This window comes from Pseudomonas fluorescens (assembly GCF_001708445.1).
Lineage (GTDB): Bacteria > Pseudomonadota > Gammaproteobacteria > Pseudomonadales > Pseudomonadaceae > Aquipseudomonas > Aquipseudomonas gorinensis.
This window is the reverse complement of sequence record NZ_CP015637.1, coordinates 1,779,052-1,802,055: the sequence shown is the minus strand read 5'-3', so window position 1 is coordinate 1,802,055 and position 23,004 is coordinate 1,779,052. Positions and strand designations below refer to the sequence as shown.

22 protein-coding genes and 1 pseudogene are annotated in these 23,004 nt (G+C 60.0%); 10 read left to right on the top strand and 13 right to left on the bottom strand.

Annotated features, from left to right (window positions below; genetic code table 11):
• Nucleotides 1-9 precede the first annotated feature (9 nt).
• From A7317_RS08150 to A7317_RS08140, 3 genes are all read right to left on the bottom strand, one after another.
• Nucleotides 10-429 (bottom strand): organic hydroperoxide resistance protein, encoded by a 420-nt coding sequence (locus tag A7317_RS08150; RefSeq protein ID WP_069075546.1) that lies wholly within the window; start codon nucleotides 427-429, stop codon nucleotides 10-12.
• A 241-nt stretch (nucleotides 430-670) separates the two neighbouring features.
• Entirely contained in the window at nucleotides 671-1,123 is a 453-nt protein-coding gene (locus A7317_RS08145) for a MarR family winged helix-turn-helix transcriptional regulator (protein ID WP_024074224.1), read from the bottom strand.
• An 80-nt stretch (nucleotides 1,124-1,203) separates the two neighbouring features.
• Nucleotides 1,204-2,154 (bottom strand): LysR family transcriptional regulator, encoded by a 951-nt coding sequence (locus A7317_RS08140; protein ID WP_069075545.1) that lies wholly within the window; start codon nucleotides 2,152-2,154, stop codon nucleotides 1,204-1,206.
• 109 nt (nucleotides 2,155-2,263) lie between these two features.
• Between A7317_RS08140 and A7317_RS08135 the strand changes: the two genes are divergently transcribed.
• Nucleotides 2,264-3,013, top strand: a complete 750-nt coding sequence (locus A7317_RS08135; RefSeq protein ID WP_069077377.1) for a sulfite exporter TauE/SafE family protein — start codon at nucleotides 2,264-2,266, stop codon at nucleotides 3,011-3,013.
• Here A7317_RS08135 and A7317_RS08130 read toward each other — a convergent pair.
• The gene (locus A7317_RS08130; protein ID WP_024074227.1) at nucleotides 3,003-3,884 is read right to left on the bottom strand and encodes a LysR family transcriptional regulator; all 882 of its coding nucleotides are present in this window, start codon (nucleotides 3,882-3,884) and stop codon (nucleotides 3,003-3,005) included. The genes A7317_RS08135 and A7317_RS08130 overlap by 11 nt on opposite strands.
• Nucleotides 3,885-3,954: 70 nt before the next feature.
• Here A7317_RS08130 and A7317_RS08125 point away from each other — a divergent pair, with 70 nt between their 5' ends.
• The 6 genes and pseudogenes from A7317_RS08125 to A7317_RS08090 all read left to right on the top strand — a co-directional run bounded on the left by A7317_RS08125 (nucleotide 3,955) and on the right by A7317_RS08090 (nucleotide 9,718).
• The gene (locus tag A7317_RS08125) at nucleotides 3,955-4,161 is read left to right on the top strand and encodes a DUF1127 domain-containing protein (RefSeq protein WP_024074228.1); all 207 of its coding nucleotides are present in this window, start codon (nucleotides 3,955-3,957) and stop codon (nucleotides 4,159-4,161) included.
• Nucleotides 4,162-4,206: 45 nt separating this feature from the next.
• A complete protein-coding gene (locus A7317_RS08120; RefSeq protein WP_069075544.1) occupies nucleotides 4,207-5,424 on the top strand; it encodes a winged helix-turn-helix domain-containing protein in 1,218 nt (405 codons plus the stop codon).
• A gap of 260 nt (nucleotides 5,425-5,684) precedes the next feature.
• Nucleotides 5,685-7,435 (top strand): annotated as a pseudogene (locus tag A7317_RS29865) (RHS repeat-associated core domain-containing protein); the annotation flags it as partial.
• Complete coding sequence (locus A7317_RS31465) at nucleotides 7,433-8,077, top strand: HNH/endonuclease VII fold putative polymorphic toxin (RefSeq protein ID WP_420492578.1); 645 nt, start codon at nucleotides 7,433-7,435, stop codon at nucleotides 8,075-8,077. The pseudogene A7317_RS29865 and the gene A7317_RS31465, both read left to right, overlap by 3 nt.
• Before the next feature lie 730 nt (nucleotides 8,078-8,807).
• A complete protein-coding gene (locus A7317_RS29860) occupies nucleotides 8,808-9,230 on the top strand; it encodes an Imm50 family immunity protein (protein ID WP_081329162.1) in 423 nt (140 codons plus the stop codon).
• A gap of 125 nt (nucleotides 9,231-9,355) precedes the next feature.
• On the top strand, nucleotides 9,356-9,718 hold the full coding sequence (locus tag A7317_RS08090; protein WP_069075538.1) for an Mpo1-like protein: 363 nt from the start codon (nucleotides 9,356-9,358) through the stop codon (nucleotides 9,716-9,718).
• 8 nt (nucleotides 9,719-9,726) lie between these two features.
• Here the strand turns inward: A7317_RS08090 and A7317_RS08085 are convergent, their stop codons facing one another.
• The 3 genes from A7317_RS08085 to A7317_RS08075 form a co-directional block, all read right to left on the bottom strand.
• Nucleotides 9,727-10,524 carry an acyl-CoA thioesterase gene (locus A7317_RS08085; RefSeq protein WP_069075537.1) on the bottom strand — a complete coding sequence of 266 codons (798 nt, stop codon included), beginning with the start codon at nucleotides 10,522-10,524 and terminating at the stop codon, nucleotides 9,727-9,729.
• A gap of 89 nt (nucleotides 10,525-10,613) precedes the next feature.
• A complete protein-coding gene (locus A7317_RS08080; protein WP_069075536.1) occupies nucleotides 10,614-11,375 on the bottom strand; it encodes a CHAD domain-containing protein in 762 nt (253 codons plus the stop codon).
• Nucleotides 11,376-11,419: 44 nt separating this feature from the next.
• Nucleotides 11,420-11,698 (bottom strand): hypothetical protein, encoded by a 279-nt coding sequence (locus tag A7317_RS08075; protein WP_024074187.1) that lies wholly within the window; start codon nucleotides 11,696-11,698, stop codon nucleotides 11,420-11,422.
• 215 nt (nucleotides 11,699-11,913) lie between these two features.
• Between A7317_RS08075 and A7317_RS08070 the strand changes: the two genes are divergently transcribed.
• The gene (locus A7317_RS08070) at nucleotides 11,914-12,951 is read left to right on the top strand and encodes a patatin-like phospholipase family protein (protein WP_024074186.1); all 1,038 of its coding nucleotides are present in this window, start codon (nucleotides 11,914-11,916) and stop codon (nucleotides 12,949-12,951) included.
• Between the two features lie 21 nt (nucleotides 12,952-12,972).
• On the opposite strand, the gene A7317_RS08065 is transcribed toward A7317_RS08070, so the two are convergent.
• From A7317_RS08065 to kdpF, 6 genes are all read right to left on the bottom strand, one after another.
• On the bottom strand, nucleotides 12,973-13,662 hold the full coding sequence (locus tag A7317_RS08065; RefSeq protein ID WP_069075535.1) for a response regulator: 690 nt from the start codon (nucleotides 13,660-13,662) through the stop codon (nucleotides 12,973-12,975).
• 37 nt (nucleotides 13,663-13,699) lie between these two features.
• Entirely contained in the window at nucleotides 13,700-16,351 is a 2,652-nt protein-coding gene (locus A7317_RS08060; protein ID WP_024074184.1) for a sensor histidine kinase, read from the bottom strand.
• 127 nt (nucleotides 16,352-16,478) lie between these two features.
• Nucleotides 16,479-17,024, bottom strand: a complete 546-nt coding sequence (gene kdpC, locus A7317_RS08055) for a potassium-transporting ATPase subunit KdpC (protein ID WP_024074183.1) — start codon at nucleotides 17,022-17,024, stop codon at nucleotides 16,479-16,481.
• A 64-nt stretch (nucleotides 17,025-17,088) separates the two neighbouring features.
• Nucleotides 17,089-19,146 (bottom strand): potassium-transporting ATPase subunit KdpB, encoded by a 2,058-nt coding sequence (gene kdpB / locus A7317_RS08050; protein ID WP_370694633.1) that lies wholly within the window; start codon nucleotides 19,144-19,146, stop codon nucleotides 17,089-17,091.
• An 11-nt stretch (nucleotides 19,147-19,157) separates the two neighbouring features.
• Nucleotides 19,158-20,852, bottom strand: a complete 1,695-nt coding sequence (gene kdpA / locus A7317_RS08045) for a potassium-transporting ATPase subunit KdpA (protein ID WP_069075534.1) — start codon at nucleotides 20,850-20,852, stop codon at nucleotides 19,158-19,160.
• 9 nt (nucleotides 20,853-20,861) lie between these two features.
• Nucleotides 20,862-20,951, bottom strand: a complete 90-nt coding sequence (gene kdpF, locus A7317_RS08040) for a K(+)-transporting ATPase subunit F (protein WP_003218754.1) — start codon at nucleotides 20,949-20,951, stop codon at nucleotides 20,862-20,864.
• A gap of 405 nt (nucleotides 20,952-21,356) precedes the next feature.
• Here kdpF and eat point away from each other — a divergent pair, with 405 nt between their 5' ends.
• Both eat and A7317_RS08030 read left to right on the top strand, forming a co-directional pair.
• Complete coding sequence (gene eat / locus A7317_RS08035; protein WP_024074180.1) at nucleotides 21,357-22,721, top strand: ethanolamine permease; 1,365 nt, start codon at nucleotides 21,357-21,359, stop codon at nucleotides 22,719-22,721.
• Between the two features lie 111 nt (nucleotides 22,722-22,832).
• Nucleotides 22,833-23,000, top strand: coding sequence for a DUF2897 family protein (locus A7317_RS08030; protein ID WP_012722955.1), 168 nt, complete (start codon nucleotides 22,833-22,835; stop codon nucleotides 22,998-23,000).
• Nucleotides 23,001-23,004 lie beyond the last annotated feature (4 nt).

The following is a 23,004-nucleotide window of genomic DNA, read 5'->3' as shown; positions in this document are numbered from 1 at the left end:
GCAGCAGGGTTAGACGGTTACGTGCAGGCGCACATCGACGTTGCCACGGGTGGCGTTGGAGTAAGGGCAAACCTGGTGAGCCGCGTCGACCAGGCTTTGCGCATTGTCCTGAGCCAGGCCGGGCAGGCTGATGTGCAGGTCGATGTCCAGGCCGAAACCGCCGGGGATCTGGCCGATACCGACATGAGCCGTGATCGAGGCGTCATCCGGGATCTTGCGTTTGGTCTGGCTGGCGACGAATTTCAGGGCGCCGATAAAGCAGGCCGAGTAGCCGGCGGCGAACAGTTGCTCAGGGTTGGTGGCCTGGCCACCGGCACCGCCCAGTTCTTTAGGTGTGGAGAGTTTGACGTCGAGGATGTTGTCGCTGGAAACAGCACGACCGTCACGGCCGCCAGTGGAAGTGGCTACTGCGGTGTAGAGAGTTTGCATGGTGTGGTCCTCTTGGTTTGTAACGCTAAATGTTTGTGCGCTAAGTGGTTGGTGAGGTGAATGTATAGCGCTAATGTTTTGCGCGCAAGATAAATTTACAAATATTTTTGTGGGGCGCTACAAAGCAATATGGGAGAGCGCTTGCTCCCGATGGTGGTGGGTCAGTCAATAGATTGGTTGACTGACCCACCACCATCGGGAGCAAGCGCCCTCCCACATGTTGAGTGTTTTGCTGTTGTGTTTAGATCGCGTTCTGCAGGTTGCCTCGCAACGCAATCAAATCCGCCTGCAACTTGCGCAGTTGCTCCAGCTCCAAGCCGCTGGCACCGAGGATGCACTGTGGGACCCCCATGGCCTTTTCCTGCAAGGTACGCCCGGCCTCGGTCAGTTCCACCACGACCACGCGTTCATCTTCGCGGCTACGAGTGCGGCTGAGCAGGCCCTCGGCCTCCAGGCGCTTGAGCAGGGGCGTCAGCGATCCTGGATCAGTCAGCAGGCGGCTGCTGATTTCGCCGACGGTCAAGCCATCTTCTTCCCACAACACCATCATTGCCAGGTACTGCGGGTAGGTCAGGCCAAGCGCTTGCAGCAGTGGCTTGTAGACCTTGGTCATCAGCAATGACGTGGAGTGCAGGGCGAAACACAGCTGGTTGTCCAGCAGCAGGGATTCGCAAGGGGCGGGATTTTTGCTCATGGCGGGGCCTCGAAAAAGCGTCAATGGCCTGGAATCTAGCGGGCAAATCTTTAATGCGCCAGATAATTCTGGCCGAGCGGTCAGGCCAGTCCGCTTTGCAATGCCAGATCCCAGGGCGGCACGGGGCTGAAACGGGACTTCAGGTATTCCAGCAACAACCGGCTGCGTGCATTCGGCTGTTGCTCCAGGCGCAGCGCATAGATCCCGGTGGTTTCCGGGCTGGGCAGTCCGTCTTCACAAAACAGTGGCAACAATTCGCCACGCACCAGGTATTCACTGGCCAGCCAGGTCGGCAGGTGGGCGATACCCAACCCGGCGAGGGCCCCTGACAGCAGGGCTTCAGCGTTGTTGGCGCTCATGCGGATACGTTGCGGGCGATAGGTGGCGCGGCGCCCGTCCAGTTCGAAGCGCCAGGCGAACATCGGCGCCAGGCCATCCCAGTCCAGGCCGTCGTGTTCGCTCAGTTCCCGCGGATGAGTCGGCGTGCCGCGGCTTTTCAGGTAGGCCGGGCTGGCACAGGCGATGCGCACGATACTGGCGAGCGGCGTGGCAATCAGCCGGGTATCGACGATATGCCCGGCGCGCAATATCAGGTCGACCTTGCCCAAATGCGCGCCCTGCATATCGACAAAACTGTCGATCAAATGCAGGTGCACATCCAGTCCCGGATACACATTCAGGAAGTCTGCAATCACCGGTGCCAGATGCCGTCGCCCGAAAGCCGCCGGGGCGTCCACGCGAATCAATCCTTCCGGCGCGTGGCTCAGGGAGACGGCTTCGGCTCGCGCCAGTTGCAACTCGCTGACAATCCGCCGCGCCCGCTCGGCAAAGGCCAGGCCGGCCGGTGTCGGCACCACCGCATGGGTACTGCGCTGGAACAAGCGGCTGCCCACCGAATTTTCCAGGCTGTCGATGCGCCTGGCCACCGCCGAGGGCGTCAGTGGATGGCGGCGTGCGGCCGCGGAGAAGCTACCCGACTCCAATACATCGAGGAACAGGCTCAGTTGGTCGGTGAGAGTATTGGGGTTCATGGGCAAATGCTTGTGCGAGATTGGCACAGCCATTGTGCGTCGCTATGCGTATCCGCGCCAGGGCCGACTGCGTAGCATGCAAGGCCTGGGATTTGTGGAGTGGCAAGTGGTGTTGGATTTAGCGATGTACTTGGTATTGGGCGCGGCCCTGGGCACGATGGGCGGTTTGTTTGGCATCGGGGGCGGGCTGATTGCCATCCCGGTGCTCGGCGTATGGTTCGGCCTGGATCAGCAGATTGCCCAAGGCACTGCCTTGGTGATGGTGGTGCCCAACGTGATGCTCGCCCTGTGGCGCTATCACCAGCGTAACCGTATCGAGCTGCGCCACGCATTGCCGCTGGGCGTGATGGGTTTCAGCTTTGCCTGGCTGGGCTCGATCTGGGCGGTGGGCCTGGATGCCGGCGCGATGCGTATCGGTTTTATTGTCTTTCTGGTGGCATTGTCGGCCTACAACCTGGTGCGCATGTTCACGCGTAATGCACCGCCGACTGCGCAGATGCGTTATTCCTGGCCATGGCTCGGGGTGTTGGGTGCCGTCTCCGGGTCCATGGGAGGCTTGTTTGGCGTGGGCGGCGCAGTGGTTGCCACGCCGGTGCTGACCAGTGTGTTTGGCACCACTCAGGTGGTCGCCCAAGGGTTGTCCCTGGCCCTGGCGCTGCCGAGCACGAGCGTCACCCTGGCCACCTATGCCTGGCACCATGAGGTCGACTGGATGATCGGCATCCCGCTGGCGCTCGGTGGCCTGCTCAGCATCAGTTTGGGCGTGAAAGTCGCCCATGCGCTGCCGGAGCGGTTATTGCGCGGGTTGTTCTGCGGCTTCCTGGTGGTGTGCGCGGTGATGCTGACCTTTAAAGTTTGAAACCTTCGACGATGTAATCGGCCAGGCAATCGGTGATGGGCGAGGCCATCAGCGGGTTACGCAACAAGCGCAGGTTCATCGACGGCAAGGGGGGGAAGCCGTCGTCGCTGCCGAGCACACGCAGGTCGTCGGTGACCAGGCTTTCCATGCTGACCATGGCCGCGAGGCCGGCGCTGACCACGGCCTGGATCGCCGCCCCGTTGGAGCTGTGATAGGCCAGGCGATAATCCCGTCCGGTCGTCTCCAATGCTGCGCAGGCCCACTGGGTGTAAAGGCAGTCGTCGCCAGAAACGGCCAGTGGCAAGGCGTCGTGTTCGTCCGTGCAGAAGCACGGCGCTGCCGCCCACACCATGCGCTCGGTGCGCAACAACTCACCGAGGTCGTTGCCCGGTTCGCGACTGATCACCGTCAACGCCAAGTCCTGTCGCTGCATCAGCACCGTTGAGGACTCACAGTGCATCTCGATCTGGATCAGTGGGTAAGCCTTGGAAAACTGTTTGAGAATGCCAGGTAGAAAACGCATCACGTAGTCATCTGGTGTGCCGATCCGTACCAGCCCGACCATATGGGGCTCGCGCAACGTGTTGAACACTTCGCTGTGCAGTTTCAGGATGCGCCGCGCATACCCCAGCAGCACCTGGCCTTCGGGCGTCAGCCGTACCTGGCGACCGTCGCGCTCGAATAACTTGCGCTGCAACACATCCTCTTCCAGGCGCTTCATCTGCATGCTCACCGCCGACTGGGTGCGGTTGACTCGTTCGCCCGCACGGGTAAAACCGCCCAGGTCGGCGATGGCGACGAAGGTGCGTAGCACTTCGGTGTCGATGCTGGGGTAGCCGGACAATTGATCAATCTCCGAGATGTATTGCATAAGAAACATTCGTTGGATTGATCATAAGGCCAGGTACACACTCGCGTCATCCCCACGGGAGGGCGAGAAGATGAAAGGTCAAAGAGGTTTTGTGTGGCTGGCGAAGCGGCCGCTCTTCGGGCTGTTGCAGACGCTCGTGCGTTGGCAGACGCTGCGTCATGAGCGTCAGTTGTTGGCGACGTTGAGCGACGCGGCGCTCAAGGATATCGGGCTTAGTCGTGCCGACGTGGTGAGGGAAAGCCACTGGCATTTCTGGGAAGACCCGCTGCGAAAATGACCTGGGATGCAGTAGGGTAGGTCGCGAGCACCCAAGGAGATGTCCATGCCCGCTGAACTGTCCTTTTCCCTCAAGCAAGCTCGACGCATGGCGCTGGCCGCCCAAAAATTTTCCGGGCGCCCGGCGCCTGCGCTGATCAGGGCCGCGCACCTCAATCGTGTGATTGAGCGCCTCGGTGTGTTGCAGATCGATTCGGTGAACGCCGTGGTGCGCTCCCACTACCTGCCGCTGTTTTCCCGCTTGGGCACTTACTCCCCTTTGCTGCTTGAACAGGCCGCCTGGAGCCAGGGGCGACGGCGCTCGCTGTTCGAGTATTGGGGGCATGAAGCTTCGTTGCTGCCGATGGCGTTGTACCCGCTGATGCGCTGGCGCATGCAACGGGCGCAGCAGGGGCGGGGGATCTATCAGCAGATGGCGCGGTTCGGGCGTGAGCAGCAGGCCACGATCCAGCGCGTTCTGAAGATTGTCGAGCAACAGGGCGCCCTGGGTGCTGGCAGCCTGTCGACCCGCGAAGAGCGTGCCGGCCCCTGGTGGGATTGGAGTGATGAAAAGCACGCGCTCGAATGGCTGTTTGCCGCAGGCCTGGTCACCGTTGCCGGCCGGCGCGGGTTTGAGCGGCTCTATGATTTACCGGAGCGGGTGATTCCGGATGAGGTGCTTCAAGCCTCGGTGAGTGAAGCCGACGCCCAGCGTGGTTTGTTATTGCACAGCACGACCGCGTTAGGCATCGGGACTGAAAAAGACCTGCGCGATTACTTCCGTCTGGACCCTGCCGACAGTCGCAGTCGCCTGGCTGAACTGGTGGAGGACGGGCAATTACTGAGCTGTCAGGTGCAAGGTTGGAAGCAGCCGGCGTATTGCCTGCCCGAGCCGAAGGTGCCACGCAAGGTGTCGGCCAGCGCATTGCTGTCGCCGTTCGATTCACTGATCTGGGAGCGTAGTCGCACCGAGCGGCTGTTCGATTTCCGTTATCGGTTGGAGATCTACACCCCGCAGGACAAGCGGGTGTACGGCTACTACGTGCTGCCGTTCTTGCACCACGAGCGTATTGCCGCGCGAGTCGACCTGCGTGCCGAACGCGCCAATGGGCGCCTGGCCGTGCACGCGGTGCACGAGGAAGAGCCGGGGCTGGATGATGAGGGGATGCAGGCGTTGGCGCTGAACCTGCGGCAAATGGCCGACTGGCTGGGGCTGGAACACCTCCAGCTCAATTGCCAGCGGCCCAGTGCCGCCCGGTTGCGGATAGCCATGCTGCACTTGTAGGCGCACGGTACTTGTGTGGTGAGCAGGCTTTTTTAGTGAGCAAGCGTGTTGCGGCAAGCGGGTTTGATTGTGGCGAGCGGGCTTGCCCCGCATTGGGCTGCGAGGCCGCCCCAATAAGGTCACCGCATTTCTTCTTGTTGAACCGGGAGACTGGTTTTAGGGCCGCTACGCGCCCCAACGCGGGGCAAGCCCTAATGCCGTTCAGTTAAGGCTTTTTTGTAGGAGCGAGCTTGCTCGCGAAGAACTCACAGGCGCCGCGTTTGCCGTTCGAGTGGACCCGGTTGTACCGCACCAGTGCGGTGGAAGTGGATTGCGGGTTGGGGTTTGGCTGGAGTCACGCGCTGGCGCACAGGCTTTCTGTGGTGGGCGATTCGGTCGTCTGGATTGACCATGAAAACCGCACGACTGAGTTCCCGCTGCCCACCGCGGCTCGCCCCGCGATCACCAACAGCCTGGCTGAAGCGGCGATCTATCTGGGCGCTTCGCCGGATGAACTGGTGCTGGCCCAGGCGGCGCGGTTTTATCACTTTCGCGACGGTGTATTGGTCTCGATCAGTGATGCGTATGACAACCGCCTGCGAATTTTCCGCGACGTATTGGGGCGCATCGAACGGTTGGATAACGGCGCGGGCCGGTCGCTGTTTTTGCGCTATGAACGGGGCCGCATTGTGGCGGTGGACTACCAGGTTCAGCGCGCCAAGGGGCATGAACCCTACGTCTGGGTGACGGAGCAGCACGTTGTTGCCTACGCCTATGACGACGCTGGACGGCTGGTCTCGGCGACCAATGCCGTCGGCGAAAGCGAGGTGTATCGGTACGACGAGCAGCACGTGATTCTTGAGCGTGGCTTGGCCGGTGGGGCGAGTTTCTTCTGGGCGTGGGAACGGTCTGGCAAGGCGGCGCGATGTGTCCGGCATTGGGCCAGTTTTTCGCAGATGGACACGCGCTATGTCTGGGGCGAGGACGGTCGCGTCACGGTGCACAACGCCGATGGCAGTCAGGAAGTGTATGTCCATGACCACCGGGCGCGGCTGGTGCAGCGGATTGATCCGGACGGTGCGCAGCACTTCAAATCCTACGATGACAAAGGTCGGCTAACGGTCGAGCAGGACCCGTTGGGGGCGGTGACGGCGTATCAGTACGACGAAGCCGGGCGCTTGGTCGCGCTGTTTCCGGGGGATGACGAGCCGACGTCCTACGAGCATGACAATGGCTTCGTGAACGGAACGGCAAGGGTCACCAACTCGTCACCGAATACCGCTACGACTGCCAGCATCGGCTGATCGGCATTACCCAACCCGACGGCCAAACCGCGAGCTATCGCTATGACCCGTTTGGGCGGCGCATCAGCAAGACCGCGGATCGCATAACCACGGAGTTTTTCTGGCAAGGCGACAAACTGATTGCCGAACACCACGCCGAAAAGCATCGCAGCTACCTCTACGAACCGGACAGCTTTCGCCCACTGGCGCTACTGGAAGGCTTCGGCCCAAAAGACACAACGCCCTACCATTACCAACTCGACCACCTCGGCACACCGCAGGAGCTCACCGCCCCCGACGGTGAAATCGTCTGGTCCGCCCACTACCGCGCCTACGGCGAAATCACCCGGCTCGACATCGGAACAGTCGACAACCCACTGCGTTTTCAGGGTCAGTACTTCGATCAGGAAAGCGGGCTGCACTACAACCGCCATCGCTACTACAATCCGGATGTTGGTCGTTATCTGACGCCTGATCCGGTGAAGTTGGCGGGTGGGATCAATGGGTACTTGTACGCGCCCAACCCGACCGGGTGGGTTGATCCTTTGGGGCTCAGCGCAAATTGCCCTGGATCAATAAGAAAAAATCCCGCTTGCGCTACTCCTACTGAACCGGGTGCCCCTGACGTTTCTCGTAAGGGGGCTTTCAGGCAAGCTAAAAGAGATGCCCATATACCGATGAATCAGAGCCCAGATGTGATGACCCACCCGAAAACAGGACGGACGACACAGTACAAAATAGAAAACATGACCGATTTGAATGATAAAAAAATACTGGATGCCACCGGCCACCCTATCAAGACGAGGGTATATCAATTTACAAGAAAAGATGGCACGCAAGTCCTTATTCAAGATCATTCTGCAGGGCATAAATACGGTAGAGCAGATGGAATTGGAGATCAAACAACACATTTCAATCTACGACCTATTGAACAACCGCGGAACGGAAAACTCATCGACGCAGAAGCACACTACTTCTTCAGGAAAAAAATGAACTACTGGAATGAACTAGATAAAAATATATTCTTTGAAAAAATTTTTAGCCAGCCTGTAGAGATAGGAGAAATCACTCTCTTCTCCTTACAAATAGACAATGATCGACCGTCTTTGGGGATTGGGTTCGACATACCTGATTTCCCAGATATTCTACCGGAAAAATGGAAAAACAAAGGTTACAACGTTTGCAGACTTGGTGTTGATTGTCATGGCATTAGCGATCTAAAAATACTCAACATACCCGGCCGAGATAATTTTTACGTAAAAGTAAAAAAAGAAAAGGGTCAACTCTGCTTCTATGCTGCCAACAAAAATTCCTTAATCGAATTTAAGGCCAAGAGCATCTCAATTTGCGACCCTAACGTTTACATCAGAGGTAATGATGAAAATTTTTAACAGAAAGGTAGCAGAAAGTGGACAGAACTATTATAGGCTAAAGATCCGACTCACTGCTCGGTTAAATAGCCCCACTTTTTTCCAAGAGATTTTCAGAAGAATGGCCTACAAAAAGAGAATGAACATCAACAACAGCTGTAGGATTTAACTCTAAAGCCGAAGAGTACTTATTTAAAAAATATACATCCAATACACTTACCACTGGAGACCTCTGTAAAAAAATGAAAACAGCAACATCTACTCCATAATTAAAAACCGCCCAAGCAACCCTAGAAAAATACAAAACCTAGCTTTAGAGGGATCACACAAAGCCGTTCTAGTTATTCAAAAATCCGAAACGGAAATAGAGGAACTTTGGTTCAAAATGACAGTATTTGAAAATCTCATCACCCCTGAGAAAATCAGGGTCTTTTTGGAGTCGCATGCCAATATATTGTTATGCAGATTTTACGATTCAGAAACACATGCCGCAGCTCAGTTCTTCTATAAAACCAGCCACGAGAATGAAATCATTCTCGAAAAAACAAGAAACCTCTTTAACAAAATAAATATTGAAGATATTCACTTCTACATAAACCGCACAAAAAACACATAAAAACGAGCACAACAGAAAAACAGGACTAGGAAGGGATCAAAACTTTTTACAGTCTGAACATTCTATTCACTGCTCCATTAAATAAATCCGTCCGCGTTGCCCCAGGCCCCGCCGCCCACACTTTCAAGGAAAAAAATGAAGCATTGGAATGATCTTGATGGAACTATTTTTTTCAACAAGCTTTTCAAGCAACCAGTTGAAATCGGAAAAGCTTATATACATTCACTGCGAATAGAAAATGATAACAATGACTTGGGCATAGGTTTTGACATACCAGAATTTCCTGAATGCCTGCCTGAAAAATGGAAAGATAAAGGATACAACGCATGCCGAATTGGACTGACCTGCTCAGAAATTAGCGATTTGAAAATAATAAACCTACCCATTAGGGAAGTTTTTCTCATAACAATAAAGCAAGAAAACGAGTACTTTTTCTTAGCTGCAAAATCTAAAAATGCCTCTATTGAATTCAAGACCAGATGGCTTTCCCTATCCGGTCCCTCGGTTTATATGAACTGTCCTGGACCAGAAGATTACGACTGGTCGGACGAAATTTAGTAAAAACAAAGCATCGATGCACTGAACGCTAACTATGAGTGTCATAGCAAACGCCAATTCGCTCCCCCGCCCACCCCCACCTAAACTCTCCCCATGTTATTTCAACGGACAGAGGATTCACCATCATGGGCAAACGTCATCCCAATCTCCCCGCCTGGCAATGGCGCAACTACCCGCAAAACCATCAGCACCCGACCAACCTGGCGCTGCACCTGATCGCCGTGCCGCTGTTTATCATCGGCTTCCTGTTGATCGTTTCCGGTGTGTTCAGCCTGAGCTTGGCCAGTTTTGCGGTGGGTGTTGTCGGTATCCTCGCCGGCCTGGGCTTGCAGCGGCAGGGTCATCGACTGGAAGTTCAAGCCAGCGAGCCGTTCAGTGACCGTAAAGACGCCGTACAACGCTTGATCGTCGAGCAGTTCGTGACCTTCCCACGCTTTGTGTTGAGCGGTGGCTGGTGGCGCGCCTGGCGTCAGCGCCACCACCACTGATAGCCGGCTTAGGCGAAGACCACCACGGTCTGGCGGCTGATCGCGATCAGTTCGCCGGTCGGGCTCCATAGCGCAGCGGCGGCGTGGCCGTAGCCGTCGCGGGCGTGTTCGATGTTGACGAGATACTGGCACCAGTCGAGGGTGGTGAGGTTTTGCAGCGGCTGGATGAATTCGATGGTCCAGGTCAGGGTGCTGCCCGGCGCCGGTTTCTTCAGGTGCGGGAGCAAGGCCGGTGGCCACGCGTCGACAAGTGCGAGGATGTGCGCTTCGGTCAGTGGTTCTTCTTTCACATCCCCACGTAACCGAACCCAGCCGCCCATGTCACGGGATTTATTGCCGGTAAATGGCAGGCCGCCGACACTCCAACGCATCGCCAGGTGCCGCATGAATTCGGGGGTGACGCCCTTGATATACGGCAGTTCCTGGCACTCATCCCAATGCTTGAACGTCGGTGGCGGTTCGCTCCCGACCAAGATCTGCGACTCGCGGGACGCGCCGAAACTGGCCTGCACCAGCGTCGCAACTTCGCCGTTTTGCACCACACGACCGAGCAACTGGCTGACCGCCTTGCCTTCGCGCAGCACTTCGACTTGATAGCTTGCGGGTACATCGGGCGCAACCGGACCGACGAAGGTAACCGCCAGCGAGCGCAATGGCCGATCGGCAGGCACGTGGGCGCGCAAAGCTTCGTATTGCAAAGCGACGAGCAGGCCGCCGAAGGTCGCACGGCCCTGGGCCCATTCTGCGGGGATGGTGATATCCAACGGGTGGCTACGGGCAGCGTCGAGCAAATCACTAAAGCGCATGGCGACCTCACATCAAGAAAACCGATGCTGGATCTTAACCATCGTGACGGCCAGGTACAGCGCCTATTCCGGCCAAAAGCCGGACCGGTTTAAAAACAATCGGCGCTGAGCTTATCCAGCACTCGGTCCGCCTGCCCTTCAGCCTTGACCATGGTCCGTTGCCATACCGCGACACACGGCTGCAGATCGGCTTGATGTTCGGCCTGGGCCAACCATTGCCAGCAATCATGCCAATCGCCAAGCGCGCCTTGGGCATCCTTCAGGCGCGACAGGGCTTTGGCCGGGAGCTTGTCCAGTTCGGGATAGGCTTCGGCGGCATAGCGCACGCGCTTGATCAGCAACCGCAAACGGTGGCGATCATGGCTGGGATCCTTCAGTGCTTCGTCGAGTTTCTGCCATTGCTTGGCCAGGCGTTTCTCGATGCGCAGGCGCAAGCCCTTGAGCAATTTCTGGTGTTGGGACGCTCGGATAAACCGTGGGAATGCATCGAGAATTTGCAGCAGGTGAGCCAACTCAGGACCTTGAGCCACCTGGCGGTAGGCATCGGGCTGCAGCCGCAGGCGGCGGTCGGCGGCGTCGTGGTGACCATGCTGGTGCAGGTAGGCGGCCAGTACTTCACGGTCACGCAGCGGAGTGGTCAATTGGCCGACCGTGCTGGCGGCCAATTCAAGGTGTTCGACGCCCGGCAGCCCACGCAAAGGGCGCAACAAGCTGCGCAGGCGTCGCACGGTAGTGCGCAAATCATGCAGGGCTTCATCATCGGTAACGGCGGCAAGGCGAGCCTGGCAGCTCAGTAACCCTACTTCCAGGCCAATGACCTGAGCGACTAACTGATCGACCAAAGCTGACATCCTGCCCTCACTTCTCGATGAAAAACCCTATTCGCTCCCTGGGATCAACGCCCAGCGCGCGACTCACGAATATAGAACCGCGCCTTTTCAGCTTTGTTGGAGCAGCCTTCGAACGCTTCAAACTGTTGCTGGGTCTTCGCGCCTGTCAACAGGGACAAGGCCTTGGAATAGCTCACGGTGCCGGCAAAGCCTTCGGCCTTGGCCAGGTCCAACTCTTTCCACGCTGCATCCAATTGGGTGCCGCAGCTGTCGCGGTATGCGGTTTTCCCGGCGCAACCGGCCAGGGCCAACATGATCACAGGCACACACATCCAGGCTTTCATCGATGACACCTCAAAATAAGAAAAACAGTCGTACGGTGTAGACGTTGCCTACAAGGAAAAGTGCCTTATCCATAGCCTGAAATCAGAAGCGCCTATTGCCAGAGCATACCCGAGCCGAGGCGCTATTCTGGAAAATTATTGCACGGTTCATGAAGATTGAAGCAGCCCCCTCAATGGGTGCATTGTGAGCGCCTGCTTAATGAAGGACATCGACCATGAAAAAGCGTGTTGCCTTGGTGCTGGGCTCCGGCGGGGCCCGGGGCTACGCCCATATCGGGGTGATCGAGGAAATCGAACGGCGCGGCTACGACATCGCCTGTATCGCAGGCTGTTCCATGGGCGCGGTGGTGGGCGGGATCTACGCCGCCGGCAAGCTCGATGAGTATCGAAACTGGATCGAAAGCCTCGACTACCTGGATGTCTTGCGCTTGGTGGACGTCAGTTTTCGTCTCGGTGCGATCCGTGGCGAGAAAGTCTTCGGGCAAATCCGCAAGATCGTTGGCGAAATCAATATCGAAGAACTGCGCATCCCCTACACGGCCGTGGCCACCGACCTGACCAACCAACAGGAAATCTGGTTCCAGGAAGGCTGCCTGCACCAGGCCATGCGTGCCTCGGCGGCGATCCCCAGCCTGTTTACGCCCGTGATGCAGGGCAACCGCATGCTGGTGGACGGCGGCCTGCTCAACCCGCTGCCGATCGTGCCCGTGGTGTCGAGCCATTGCGACCTGATCATCGCGGTGAACCTCAACGCCACCAACCAGAAGCACTACCATTTACCCGTGATCCCACGCCCGCCGGCATTCAAGAGCCGGTTCAACAGCCTGGCGAAGTCACTGGGTTCGCACCTGCCGTTTCGCCGCAAGCAGGCCGAGCAACTGATGAAGCTGGAACAGGAAGCCTTGCAGGCCCAGGCGGCCGAGATCAACCCATGGCTGGAATCGGCTGAACCCGAATCCCAGCAACCTGCCGCCGCGCCCGAAAAGGCCGGGGCGCCGAAATCGGCCACGGGCTCGTTCATCATCGATAACGTCGGGCCGGCGTCGCTGCTGGACTTGATCAACCAGAGCTTCGAGGTGATGCAGACGTCGTTGGCGCAGTACAAGATCGCCGGCTATCCGCCGGATATCCTGATCAACGTGCCGAAACGGGTGTGTCGGTTTTTCGAGTTCTACAAGGCGCCGGAGTTGATCGCCCTGGGCAGGGAGATTGCCAGCGATACGCTGGATCGCTATGAAAGTGAACAGCGCTGAACGGTGTGCTGGGGCTGAGGGCTAAGCCCCCAACAACCGATACCCTACCCCCGCCTCGGTCACAATAAACCGTGGCTGCGTCGGATCGTCCGCCAGTTTCTGGCGCAGATGGCCCACCACGATGCGCAGGTAATGGCTGTCTTCGACGTGGGTGGGGCCCCAGATGTCCTTGAGCAATTGCTGCTGGGTAATCACCCGCCCGGGGTGGCGTGCCAGTTGTGCCAGAACCGCGTACTCCTTGCGGGTCAGTGCCACTTCCTCGCCATCCAGCAACACGCGACGATAAGCCAGGTCCACCGTCAGCGGGCCGAAACTCAAGGCCGCTTCCTGGGCTTCTCCCGCGGGCGCCTGACGCAGCAATGCACGCACCCGGGCGAGAAACTCCTGGATGCCAAAGGGTTTGGTGACGTAATCGTTCGCGCCTCCATCCAGGGCCTCGACCTTCTGTATCTCACTGGCCCGTACCGACAACACCAGGACCGGCACCGTCGACCATTCGCGAAACTCGCGCAGCACTTGCTGGCCGTCCATATCCGGCAGGCCAAGGTCGAGCACCAGCAAGTCCGGCTTGCTCAATGCCGCCTGCGCCAGGCCTTCGTTGCCGCTGCCGGCCTCGATCACTTTGTACCCCTGGGAGGCCAGGCTGATGCGCAGGAATTTGCGGATCTGCGGTTCGTCATCGATGACCAAAATCGTCGCGGTCTGGCTCATGGTGTCCAATCAAAATCCATAAAAAAAAGAGAGTAGCTCACGCCTCGCGCTCCAGGCCAGGCTGTGCCGGCAACGGCAGGAACAAGGTGATGCAGGTGCCCCGCCCGTCAATGCCATCGGCGACGCTGATATGCCCGCCATGGGCGCCGACCATGCCCTGGCAGATCGCCAGGCCCAACCCGGTGCCCTGCCCGCCCCGATCGCCCCGGGCAGCGGTGTAGAACATATCGAAAATCTTCGCGCGCTCGTCCTCGGGAATCCCCGGCCCCTCATCGGCCACGGCGAAAAACAGCTGGTTGCCAGACACTCCGGCGCTCAGTTGCAAACGTCCCTGGGGCGGCGAGAACCGCGCGGCATTTTCCAGCACGTTGACCAGGGCTTGCTCGATCAAGGCCGCATGCACATAGAGCAACGGCAGTTCCGGCGGCACATCAGTGCTCACCTGCAAAGGCGCCAGCACCGCACGCAGACGGCCAAGGGCACTGCCGACGATATCGCCGGGCGACACCCAATCCCGCGCCAGCTTCAGCGCGCCGTGGCCCAGGCGCGTCATGTCCAGCAGGTTCTGGATGTAGCGGTCGAGGCGCTCGGCTTCGTCACGGGTACCTTCGAGCAACTCGCGGCGATCCTCCAGCGGGATAGCTTCACCCAGCGCCAGGAGGCTGTCGATGCTGCCACGCATGGAGGTCAACGGCGTACGCAAATCATGGGACACCGAGGCGAGCAAGGCGCTGCGCAGTTGCTCGGTTTCGCCGTGCAGGCGCGCCGACTCCAGTTCCTGCGCCAGTTGCGCCCGCGCCAACGCCTGCGCCAGCGGTTGACTCAAGGCCGTCAGCAGGCGACGGCGTTGGCCGCTCAATTCCAGGCCCGGTTTTGCACTGACACCGAGCAGGCCCAGCGGGCCCTCTTCACCTGACAGCGGCCACCACCACCAGCGCCCAAGTGGCAAGGTGCCAGTGCCTTTGCCGGCGGGTTGATCGTGCTGCCAGGCCCAATCAGCGGCAGCGCGCTCGGCTTCGGTGAAGACCAGCGGGCCACCGGTCTCGACTTTCCAATCGCCTTGGCCGTCGCGATTGACCAGGCACAAGTCCAGGTCGCTCCAGCCTTCCAGATGATGGGCCGCCGCGCTGATCACCGCCTGGCGATCCGTGGCCGCCGTAAGCTTGCGCGACAGGTCCAGCAGTTCGCTGGTTTCTTCCTGGGTATCGCGCAAAGCCTGCAGCTGCCGGCGTTGTCGCGCAGCAAGATTGCCGGTGAGCGCCGCCATCAGCAGGAAGAACAGCAACGTCAGCACGTCCTCTTCACGCTGGATGGCGAAGGAAAAACGGGGTGGGATAAACAGGAAGTCGTACGTCAGGAACGACAACGCCGCACACACCAGTGACGGCCCCAGGCTGCTACGCACCGCCACCAGCAACACCGCAGCGAGAAACACCAGCGAGATATTCGGCAGCGGCAACACACTGGACACGCCCCAGGCCACGGCCGCCGCGACGACCGTCGCGACAACCGCCAAAGCGTAATCGAACCACACCAGCCCATGCACCTCCGGCAGGCGAGGCGGCGGCGGCATGTCGTCGCTGTAGAGCACGCTGATTTCCAGGCCGTGCGCATTCCGCAACAACCGCGCCGCCAGCCCCCCACCAAACAGCCGGCGCCGCCAGCGTGGCCGTGACTGCCCCACCAGCAACAGGCTGGCGCGACGTTCGGCGGCATGCTGGATCAACGTCTTGGCCACCTCGCCCGCGCGCAGCAGTACCACTTCACCGCCCAGGCGTTCGGCCAGTTGCTGGGCATTTTGCAGGCGCAGGCGCGATTGTTCGTCCCGTGCGCGGCCGTTGTCGATATGCACCAGGCTCCACGGCAAATGCCGACGCTGGGCCACGCGGCTGGCATGTCGCACCAGGCGCTCGGCTTGTGCATCACCATCAATCCCCACCAGTAAACGACCGCGCACCGCTGGCGCGGCCTGGCCGAGCTGGCGATACCCCTGGGCCAGGTCATCATCGACGTGGGCGGCGGCGGTTTGCATCGCCAGCTCGCGCAAGGCCATCAGGTTGGTCTGGGTGAAAAATGCGTCGATGGCCGCGCGGGCCTGCTCGGGCACATACACCTTGCCGTCACGCAGGCGCTCCAGCAACTCACGGGACGGCAGGTCGATCAGCAGCAGTTCGTCGGCCTCTTGCAGCACCCAGTCCGGCAGGGTTTCGCGCACCTGTACGCCGGTGATGCCGCGCACTTGGTCGTTGAGGCTTTCCAGATGCTGGACGTTGACCGTGGTGAACACGTTGATGCCAGCCGCGAGCAGCTCCTGGATGTCTTGCCAGCGCTTTTCATGGCGGCTGCCAGGGGCGTTGCTGTGGGCCAGCTCGTCCACCAGCACCAGTTGGGGCTTGGCGGCGAGCAGGCCGTCGAGGTCCATCTCTTCGAGCATCACGCCACGGTATTCACTGCGCAGCAACGGTTGTTGCGGCAGGCCACTGAGCAAGGCTTCGGTCTCGGCGCGGCCGTGGGTTTCGACCACGCCGGCGATCACCTTGACGCCCTGGCGCAACTGGGTGTGCGCCGCCTGGAGCATGGCGTAGGTCTTGCCTACCCCCGGCGCGGCGCCGAGGAAGACTTTGAGCCGACCACGCCCGTCCCGGGGCAGATCGGCTAGGAAAGCATCGGCGCGGCCGGAGTCGCTCATGCAGGGGTCCTTCAACAATTAGGGGAGGAGCGAGCTTGCTCGCGAAAAACTCAAGAGCGCCGCGTTCATGCTGGACGCCCGCGTCATCGTTAACGACCTTCGCGAGCAAGCACGCGCCTACAGAGGATCATAGTTTTTCCAACGCCATGTTCAGCGCCAGCACATTCACCACTGGCGGCCCCACCAGCGGGCTTTCGATATGCGCATCCAGCAAGCGTTGCAGCGTGGACACCGGCACATTCCGCGCGGCCGCTACCCGCGCCAGTTGATAGGCAATCGCCTCGGGTGGCAAGTGTGGATCAAGACCGCTGCCAGAGGTAGTCAGCGACACCAGAGGCACTGGGCCCTGGCTCGGCACCAGTTGCTTGTTCGCATCGTCGAACACGCGGGTGGCCAGCGCCGGGTTGCTTGGGCCAAGGTTGCTGGCGCTGCTGGACACGGTAGCAAACGCGCCCGCCGAAGGGCGTGGGTGGAACCAGCTGTCACCGGTAAAATCCTGGGCGATCAGGCTGGAGCCACGCACCTTGCCGCTGGCGTCGCGCACCAGGCTGCCGTTGGCCTGGTCCGGGAAGGCAACTTGGGCGACACCGGTTACCACCAGTGGGTAGGCGACGCCGGTGATCAGGGTCATGAGCACCAGCAGGCTCAGGGCCGGGCGGATTATGTTGGACATTTCAAACTCCTCAATTCGGTCTTTGCAACCTGTGGGCACGGGGATGGTGCCCACGGGTATCGGGTCAAACCAGGTGCAGCGCAGTCAGCAGCATGTCGATCGCCTTGATGCCCACGAATGGCACCAGGATCCCGCCCAACCCGTAGATCAACAGATTGCGCCGCAGCAATGCCGCCGCACTCGCCGCTTGCACCCGCACACCGCGCAGGGCCAGGGGGATCAACACCACGATGATCAGCGCGTTGAACACGATGGCCGAGAGGATCGCGCTTTGCGGACTCTGCAAGTGCATCACGTTGAGCACACCCAATTGCGGGTAGATCGAGGCGAACAGCGCCGGCAGGATCGCAAAGTACTTGGCCACGTCGTTGGCGATGGAAAAGGTTGTCAGCGCGCCACGGGTCACCAGCAACTCCTTGCCGATCTGCACCACGTCCAGCAGCTTGGTCGGGTCGCTGTCGAGGTCGACCATGTTCGCGGCCTCGCGAGCGGCCTGGGTACCGTCGTTCATGGCCATGCCGACGTCCGCCTGGGCCAGCGCCGGGGCGTCGTTAGCACCGTCGCCGCACATGGCAACCAAGCGACCGTCATTTTGCTCATGGCGAATGCGTGCGAGTTTTTTCTCTGGAGTGGCTTCGGCGAGTACGTCATCCACGCCGGCTTCGGCCGCAATCGCAGCAGCGGTCAGCGGGTTGTCGCCGGTCACCATCACGGTGCGAATCCCCAGCTTGCGCAGTTCGGCGAAACGTTCGCGAATGCCAGGCTTGACCACGTCTTTGAGATGGATCGCCCCCAGCAACTTGCCATCGGCGCACACCAGCAACGGTGTGCCACCGCTCTGGGCGATCTTGTCGATTTCCCGCGATAGCGCGGGTTGCAGGTCGCTGCGTGGTTGACCGATAAACGCCAGCAGCGAATCCACGGCGCCTTTACGGAACACGCGCCCCTGGTAGTCGACGCCAGACAAGCGGGTTTCAGCGGTGAACGGGACGGCGGTCAATTCATCCAGGGACGGCTCGGCCTGAGGGTGCAAGGCACGCAGGTATTCGACGATGGATTTGCCTTCCGCCGTGTCATCCGCCAGCGAGGCCAGCAGTGCGCCTTCGGCCAACTCCCGTCCGCTCACACCCGGTGCCGCGACCACGGCCGAGCAGCGACGGTTACCAAAGGTGATGGTGCCGGTCTTGTCCAGCAGCAACACATGCACGTCCCCCGCCGCTTCCACGGCGCGGCCGGACTTGGCGATGACATTGAGGCGCACCAGGCGGTCCATGCCAGCGATACCGATGGCCGACAACAAGCCCCCGATGGTGGTCGGAATCAACGTTACCAGCAGGGCAACCAGGAACACCAAGGGCAGGCTGCCATTGGCGAAGTGAGCGAACGGTTGCAGCGTCACTACCACCAGCAGGAAGATCAGGGTCAGGCCGATCAGCAGGATATCCAGCGCGACTTCATTGGGGGTTTTCTGGCGCTTGGCCCCTTCCACCAGGGCAATCATGCGGTCCAGGGTCGACTCGCCAGGGTTGGCGGTGATGCGGATCAGCAGCCAGTCCGAGACCAGGCGTGTGTTGCCGGTGACGGCGGAACGGTCGCCGCCGGACTCGCGGATCACGGGGGCGGATTCACCGGTGATCGCCGCTTCGTTGACCGCCGCGATACCTTCGATGACCTCGCCGTCGCCGGGGATCATTTCCCCGGCGGCGACGCGCACCACATCACCTTTGCGCAGGCTGGTGGCGGGCACGACCTTGAAACTGCCATCGGCTTCCTTGCGGCGCGCGCTCAAGCCCTCGCTGCCGGCCTTGAGGCTGTCGGCGCGGGCCTTGCCACGCCCTTCGGCCAAGGCTTCGGCGAAGTTGGCGAACAGCACGGTGAACCACAGCCACACGGCGATCTGCACGGCGACGAAGGTCGGCACCGCCGTGTCCGGCACAAAGCACAGCACGGTGGTGAGGATCGCGGTCAGCTCGACCACCAGCATCACCGGCGAGCGTTGCAGCTGGCGTGGGTCGAGCTTGACGAACGCCTGGACCAGCGCCGGGCGCCACAGGGCGGAAATAGCGGTTTTGGCGGGTTCCTGGTGTTTGACCGGGGTCGCGTTTTTTGCAGGCATATTCATTTTCATATCCCTCAGAAACCCATGCTCAAGTGTTCAGCAATGGGGCCCAGCGCCAGCGTTGGCAGGAAGGTCAGGCCGCCCACCAGCAAAATGGTCACGGTCAACAGGGTCACGAACAGCGGGCCGTGGGTGGGGAAGCTGTTCTGGCCAATCGGTGCGGTTTTCTTCATCGCCAGGCTGCCGGCCAGGGCCAGTACCGGGAGGATGTAGCCGAAACGACCGATCAACATGCCCAGGCCCAACATCAAGTTATGGAACGGGGTGTTGGCACTGAAACCGCCAAACGCCGAACCGTTGTTGGCACTGGCTGAGGTATAGGCATAGAGCAACTGACTGAAACCATGGGGGCCGGGGTTGCTGATGGCACTGGCCGGGCCAGGCAAACTGGAGGCAATAGCTCCCAGCACCAGCACGCCAATCGGCATCACCATCAAGGTCACGACCAGCAATTGCACTTCCTTGGCTTGCAACTTCTTACCCAGGTATTCCGGGGTACGACCGATCATCAGGCCGGCGAGGAATACGGCAATCAACACGTTGAGCAGCATCCCGTACATGCCGGCGCCGACGCCGCCGAAGATCACTTCGCCGACCATCATGTTGACCAGTGCCACCATCCCGCTCAGCGGGTTGAGGCTGTCCTGCATGCCGTTGACCGAACCGTTGGACGCCGCGGTGGTGGTCACCGACCACAGCACGGTACCGGTGGTGCCGAAGCGCGCTTCCTTGCCTTCCAGCGGTGCGGTCTGTTCCACGGCCGGGTTGTTCAGCGCCGGGTTGGGCTGGTACTCGGCCCACAGCGACGTCGCGCCGCCGATCAGGAACAGCGCGAGCATGCAGCCGAGGATCGCACGGCTCTGACGCAGGTCTTTGACGTAGTGGCCGAAGGTGAACACCAGCGCCACCGGGATCAGGATGATCGAGGCCAGCTCGAACAGGTTGGCCCAGGCGGTCGGGTCTTCAAACGGGTGCGCCGAGTTGACGCCGAAGAAACCGCCACCGTTGGTGCCCAATTGCTTGATCGCAATCTGGCTCGCCGCCGGGCCCAGGGGGATCACTTGATCCACGCCTTGCAGGGTCACGGCATCCACGTAATGGGCGAAGGTTTGCGGCACGCCCTGCCACACCAGGAACAGCGCCAGCACCAGGCACAACGGCAACAGACCATAGAGGGTGGCGCGGGTCATATCGACCCAGAAGTTACCCAGGGTTTGGGTGGATTTGCGACCGATCCCACGGCACAGCGCGACCAGGACGGCGAGGCCGGTGGCGGCACTGACAAAGTTCTGCACGGTCAACCCGGCCATCTGGCTGAGGTAGCTCAGAGAGGCTTCACCGCTGTAGGACTGCCAGTTGGTGTTGGTCATGAAACTGACCGCGGTGTTGAAGGCCAGGGTCCATTCCTGACCCGGCAATTTCTGCGGGTTCAGTGGGAGATAGTCCTGGAACAGCAGGATCGCGAACAACAGCAAAAAGCCCGCGAGGTTGAACGCGAGCAAGGCCAGCATGTATTTCTGCCAGCTTTGTTCCTGCTGCTCATCTACCCCGGCAATGCGATAACACGCACGCTCGACCGGGCCGAACACGGGGGTGAGCCAAGTGCGCTGGCCTTCCATCACCTTGTAGTAGAACCGACCCAGAAACGGCGCCGGCACCAGCACCACGGCGAAGAAGGCGATGATCAGCCAATAGTCATAACTGTGCATAGCCTGCTCCTAGTTCCGATCCGCGCGTAACAGCGCAACCAGCAGATAAATGAACAGCGCCACGGCCAATAGCAGTGACACCCCGTCCAGAACGCTCATGGAAGTCTCTCCGTTTAGCGGCGAGTGCCGCGTGTGGGGCAATTGTCGGCAGGAGTGGTGTAAAGGAACGAGAGCGACGGGGTGGTCGGGGCGTAAAGACGGCGTAAAGAGTGGGTTTATGCGGGGTTTACAGGGGGGGGTTGTGCTGGATTGGAGGGCCTCATCGGGGGCAAGCCCCCTCCCACATTTTGACCGGTGTACGCAGGCCAAGTGTGGGAGGGGGCTTGCCCCCGATGAGGCCCTCCCAGCCACCCCCGCACTTATCTGGTGCAATACCGGAAAATTTCAAACGCCAAACCATCCCCCAGACGACAGTTGCGCCGCTTTACGACACGGTTGGGAGGCATGGCATGTCCGCTGCAACACCTTGAATCACATTCCAAACCGTTCACGGAGCGCATCACGATGAACACACAACTCAAACCCACCCTGGGCACCCTGCACTTATGGGGCATCGCCGTCGGGCTGGTGATATCGGGTGAATACTTCGGCTGGAGTTATGGCTGGGGCGTTGCCGGGACCCTGGGCTTCCTGGTGACCTCATTGATGGTCGCGGCGATGTACACCTGCTTTATCTTCAGTTTCACCGAGCTGACGACGGCGATTCCTCATGCGGGTGGGCCGTTTGCCTACAGCCGTCGCGCCTTTGGTGAGAAAGGTGGCTTGATCGCCGGGCTGGCGACCCTGATCGAATTTGTCTTCGCCCCGCCCGCCATCGCATTGGCCATTGGCGCCTACCTGAATGTGCAATTTCCAGCACTGGACCCGAAACACGCGGCCGTCGGCGCCTATATCGTCTTTATGGGCCTGAACATCCTCGGCGTGAAACTCGCCGCCACCTTCGAATTGGTGGTGTGCGTGCTGGCCGTCGCCGAATTGCTGGTGTTCATGGGCGTGGTCGCCCCGGCCTTCAGCTTCAGCAATTTCGCACTGAACGGCTGGGCCGGTTCCGACACCTTCGGCGCCCCGGCGATTGCCGGGATGTTTGCCGCGATCCCCTTCGCCATCTGGTTTTTCCTCGCCATTGAAGGTGCGGCCATGGCGGCTGAAGAGGCAAAAGATCCCAAGCGCACCATTCCAAAGGCCTACATCAGCGGCATCCTGACCCTGGTGATCCTGGCCATGGGCGTGATGTTCTTCGCCGGCGGCGTGGGTGACTGGCGCACCCTGTCGAATATCAACGACCCGCTGCCACAGGCGATGAAAACCGTGGTGGGTGAAAGCTCCGGCTGGCTGCACATGCTGGTATGGATCGGCCTGTTCGGGCTGGTGGCCAGTTTCCACGGCATCATCCTGGGCTACTCGCGCCAGTTCTTCGCCCTGGCCCGTGCCGGTTACCTGCCGTCTTTCCTGGCCAAACTGTCACGCTTTCAGACACCGCACCGGGCAATCATCGCCGGCGGCGTGGTCGGCATCGCGGCGATCTACAGCGACGGCCTGATCAACCTCGGCGGCATGACACTGACCGCGGCGATGATCACCATGGCGGTGTTCGGCGCCATCGTGATGTACATCATGAGCATGCTCAGCCTGTTCAAACTGCGCAAAACCGAGCCGCTGCTGGAGCGCACCTTCCGCGCACCGGGTTACCCGATCGTGCCGGGCATTGCGCTGATGCTGGCGGTGGTATGCCTGGTAGCCATGGCCTGGTTCAACGCGCTGATCGGCTTGATCTTCCTGGGTTTCATGGTGGCGGGTTTCATCTACTTCCAGTTGACCGCGCAGGATCGTGCGGATGCGCCAGCGGACGCAATGTTGACCGGGCTCTAAGGTTAATGAGGCGGAACAGGCCTACACTGAACTACTCAGAAAGCCTGTTACTCAAAGCAGTTATTACCGTGGGAAAACTCTCCCACGGCAATCTGCCTCAAGGAGAGCGTTATGCCGTGGTACGCATGGTTGATTTTGGTGGTTGCGATCGGGTCGATCGTCGGTGGGTTGATGATGCTGCGTGACAGCGCCAACAAGGTGGAACTTACCGACGAACAACGCAAACGCGTGGCCGAGCGCAACGCCCAGGCCGATGCCAAGGATGCGCAGGATCGCTGAACCT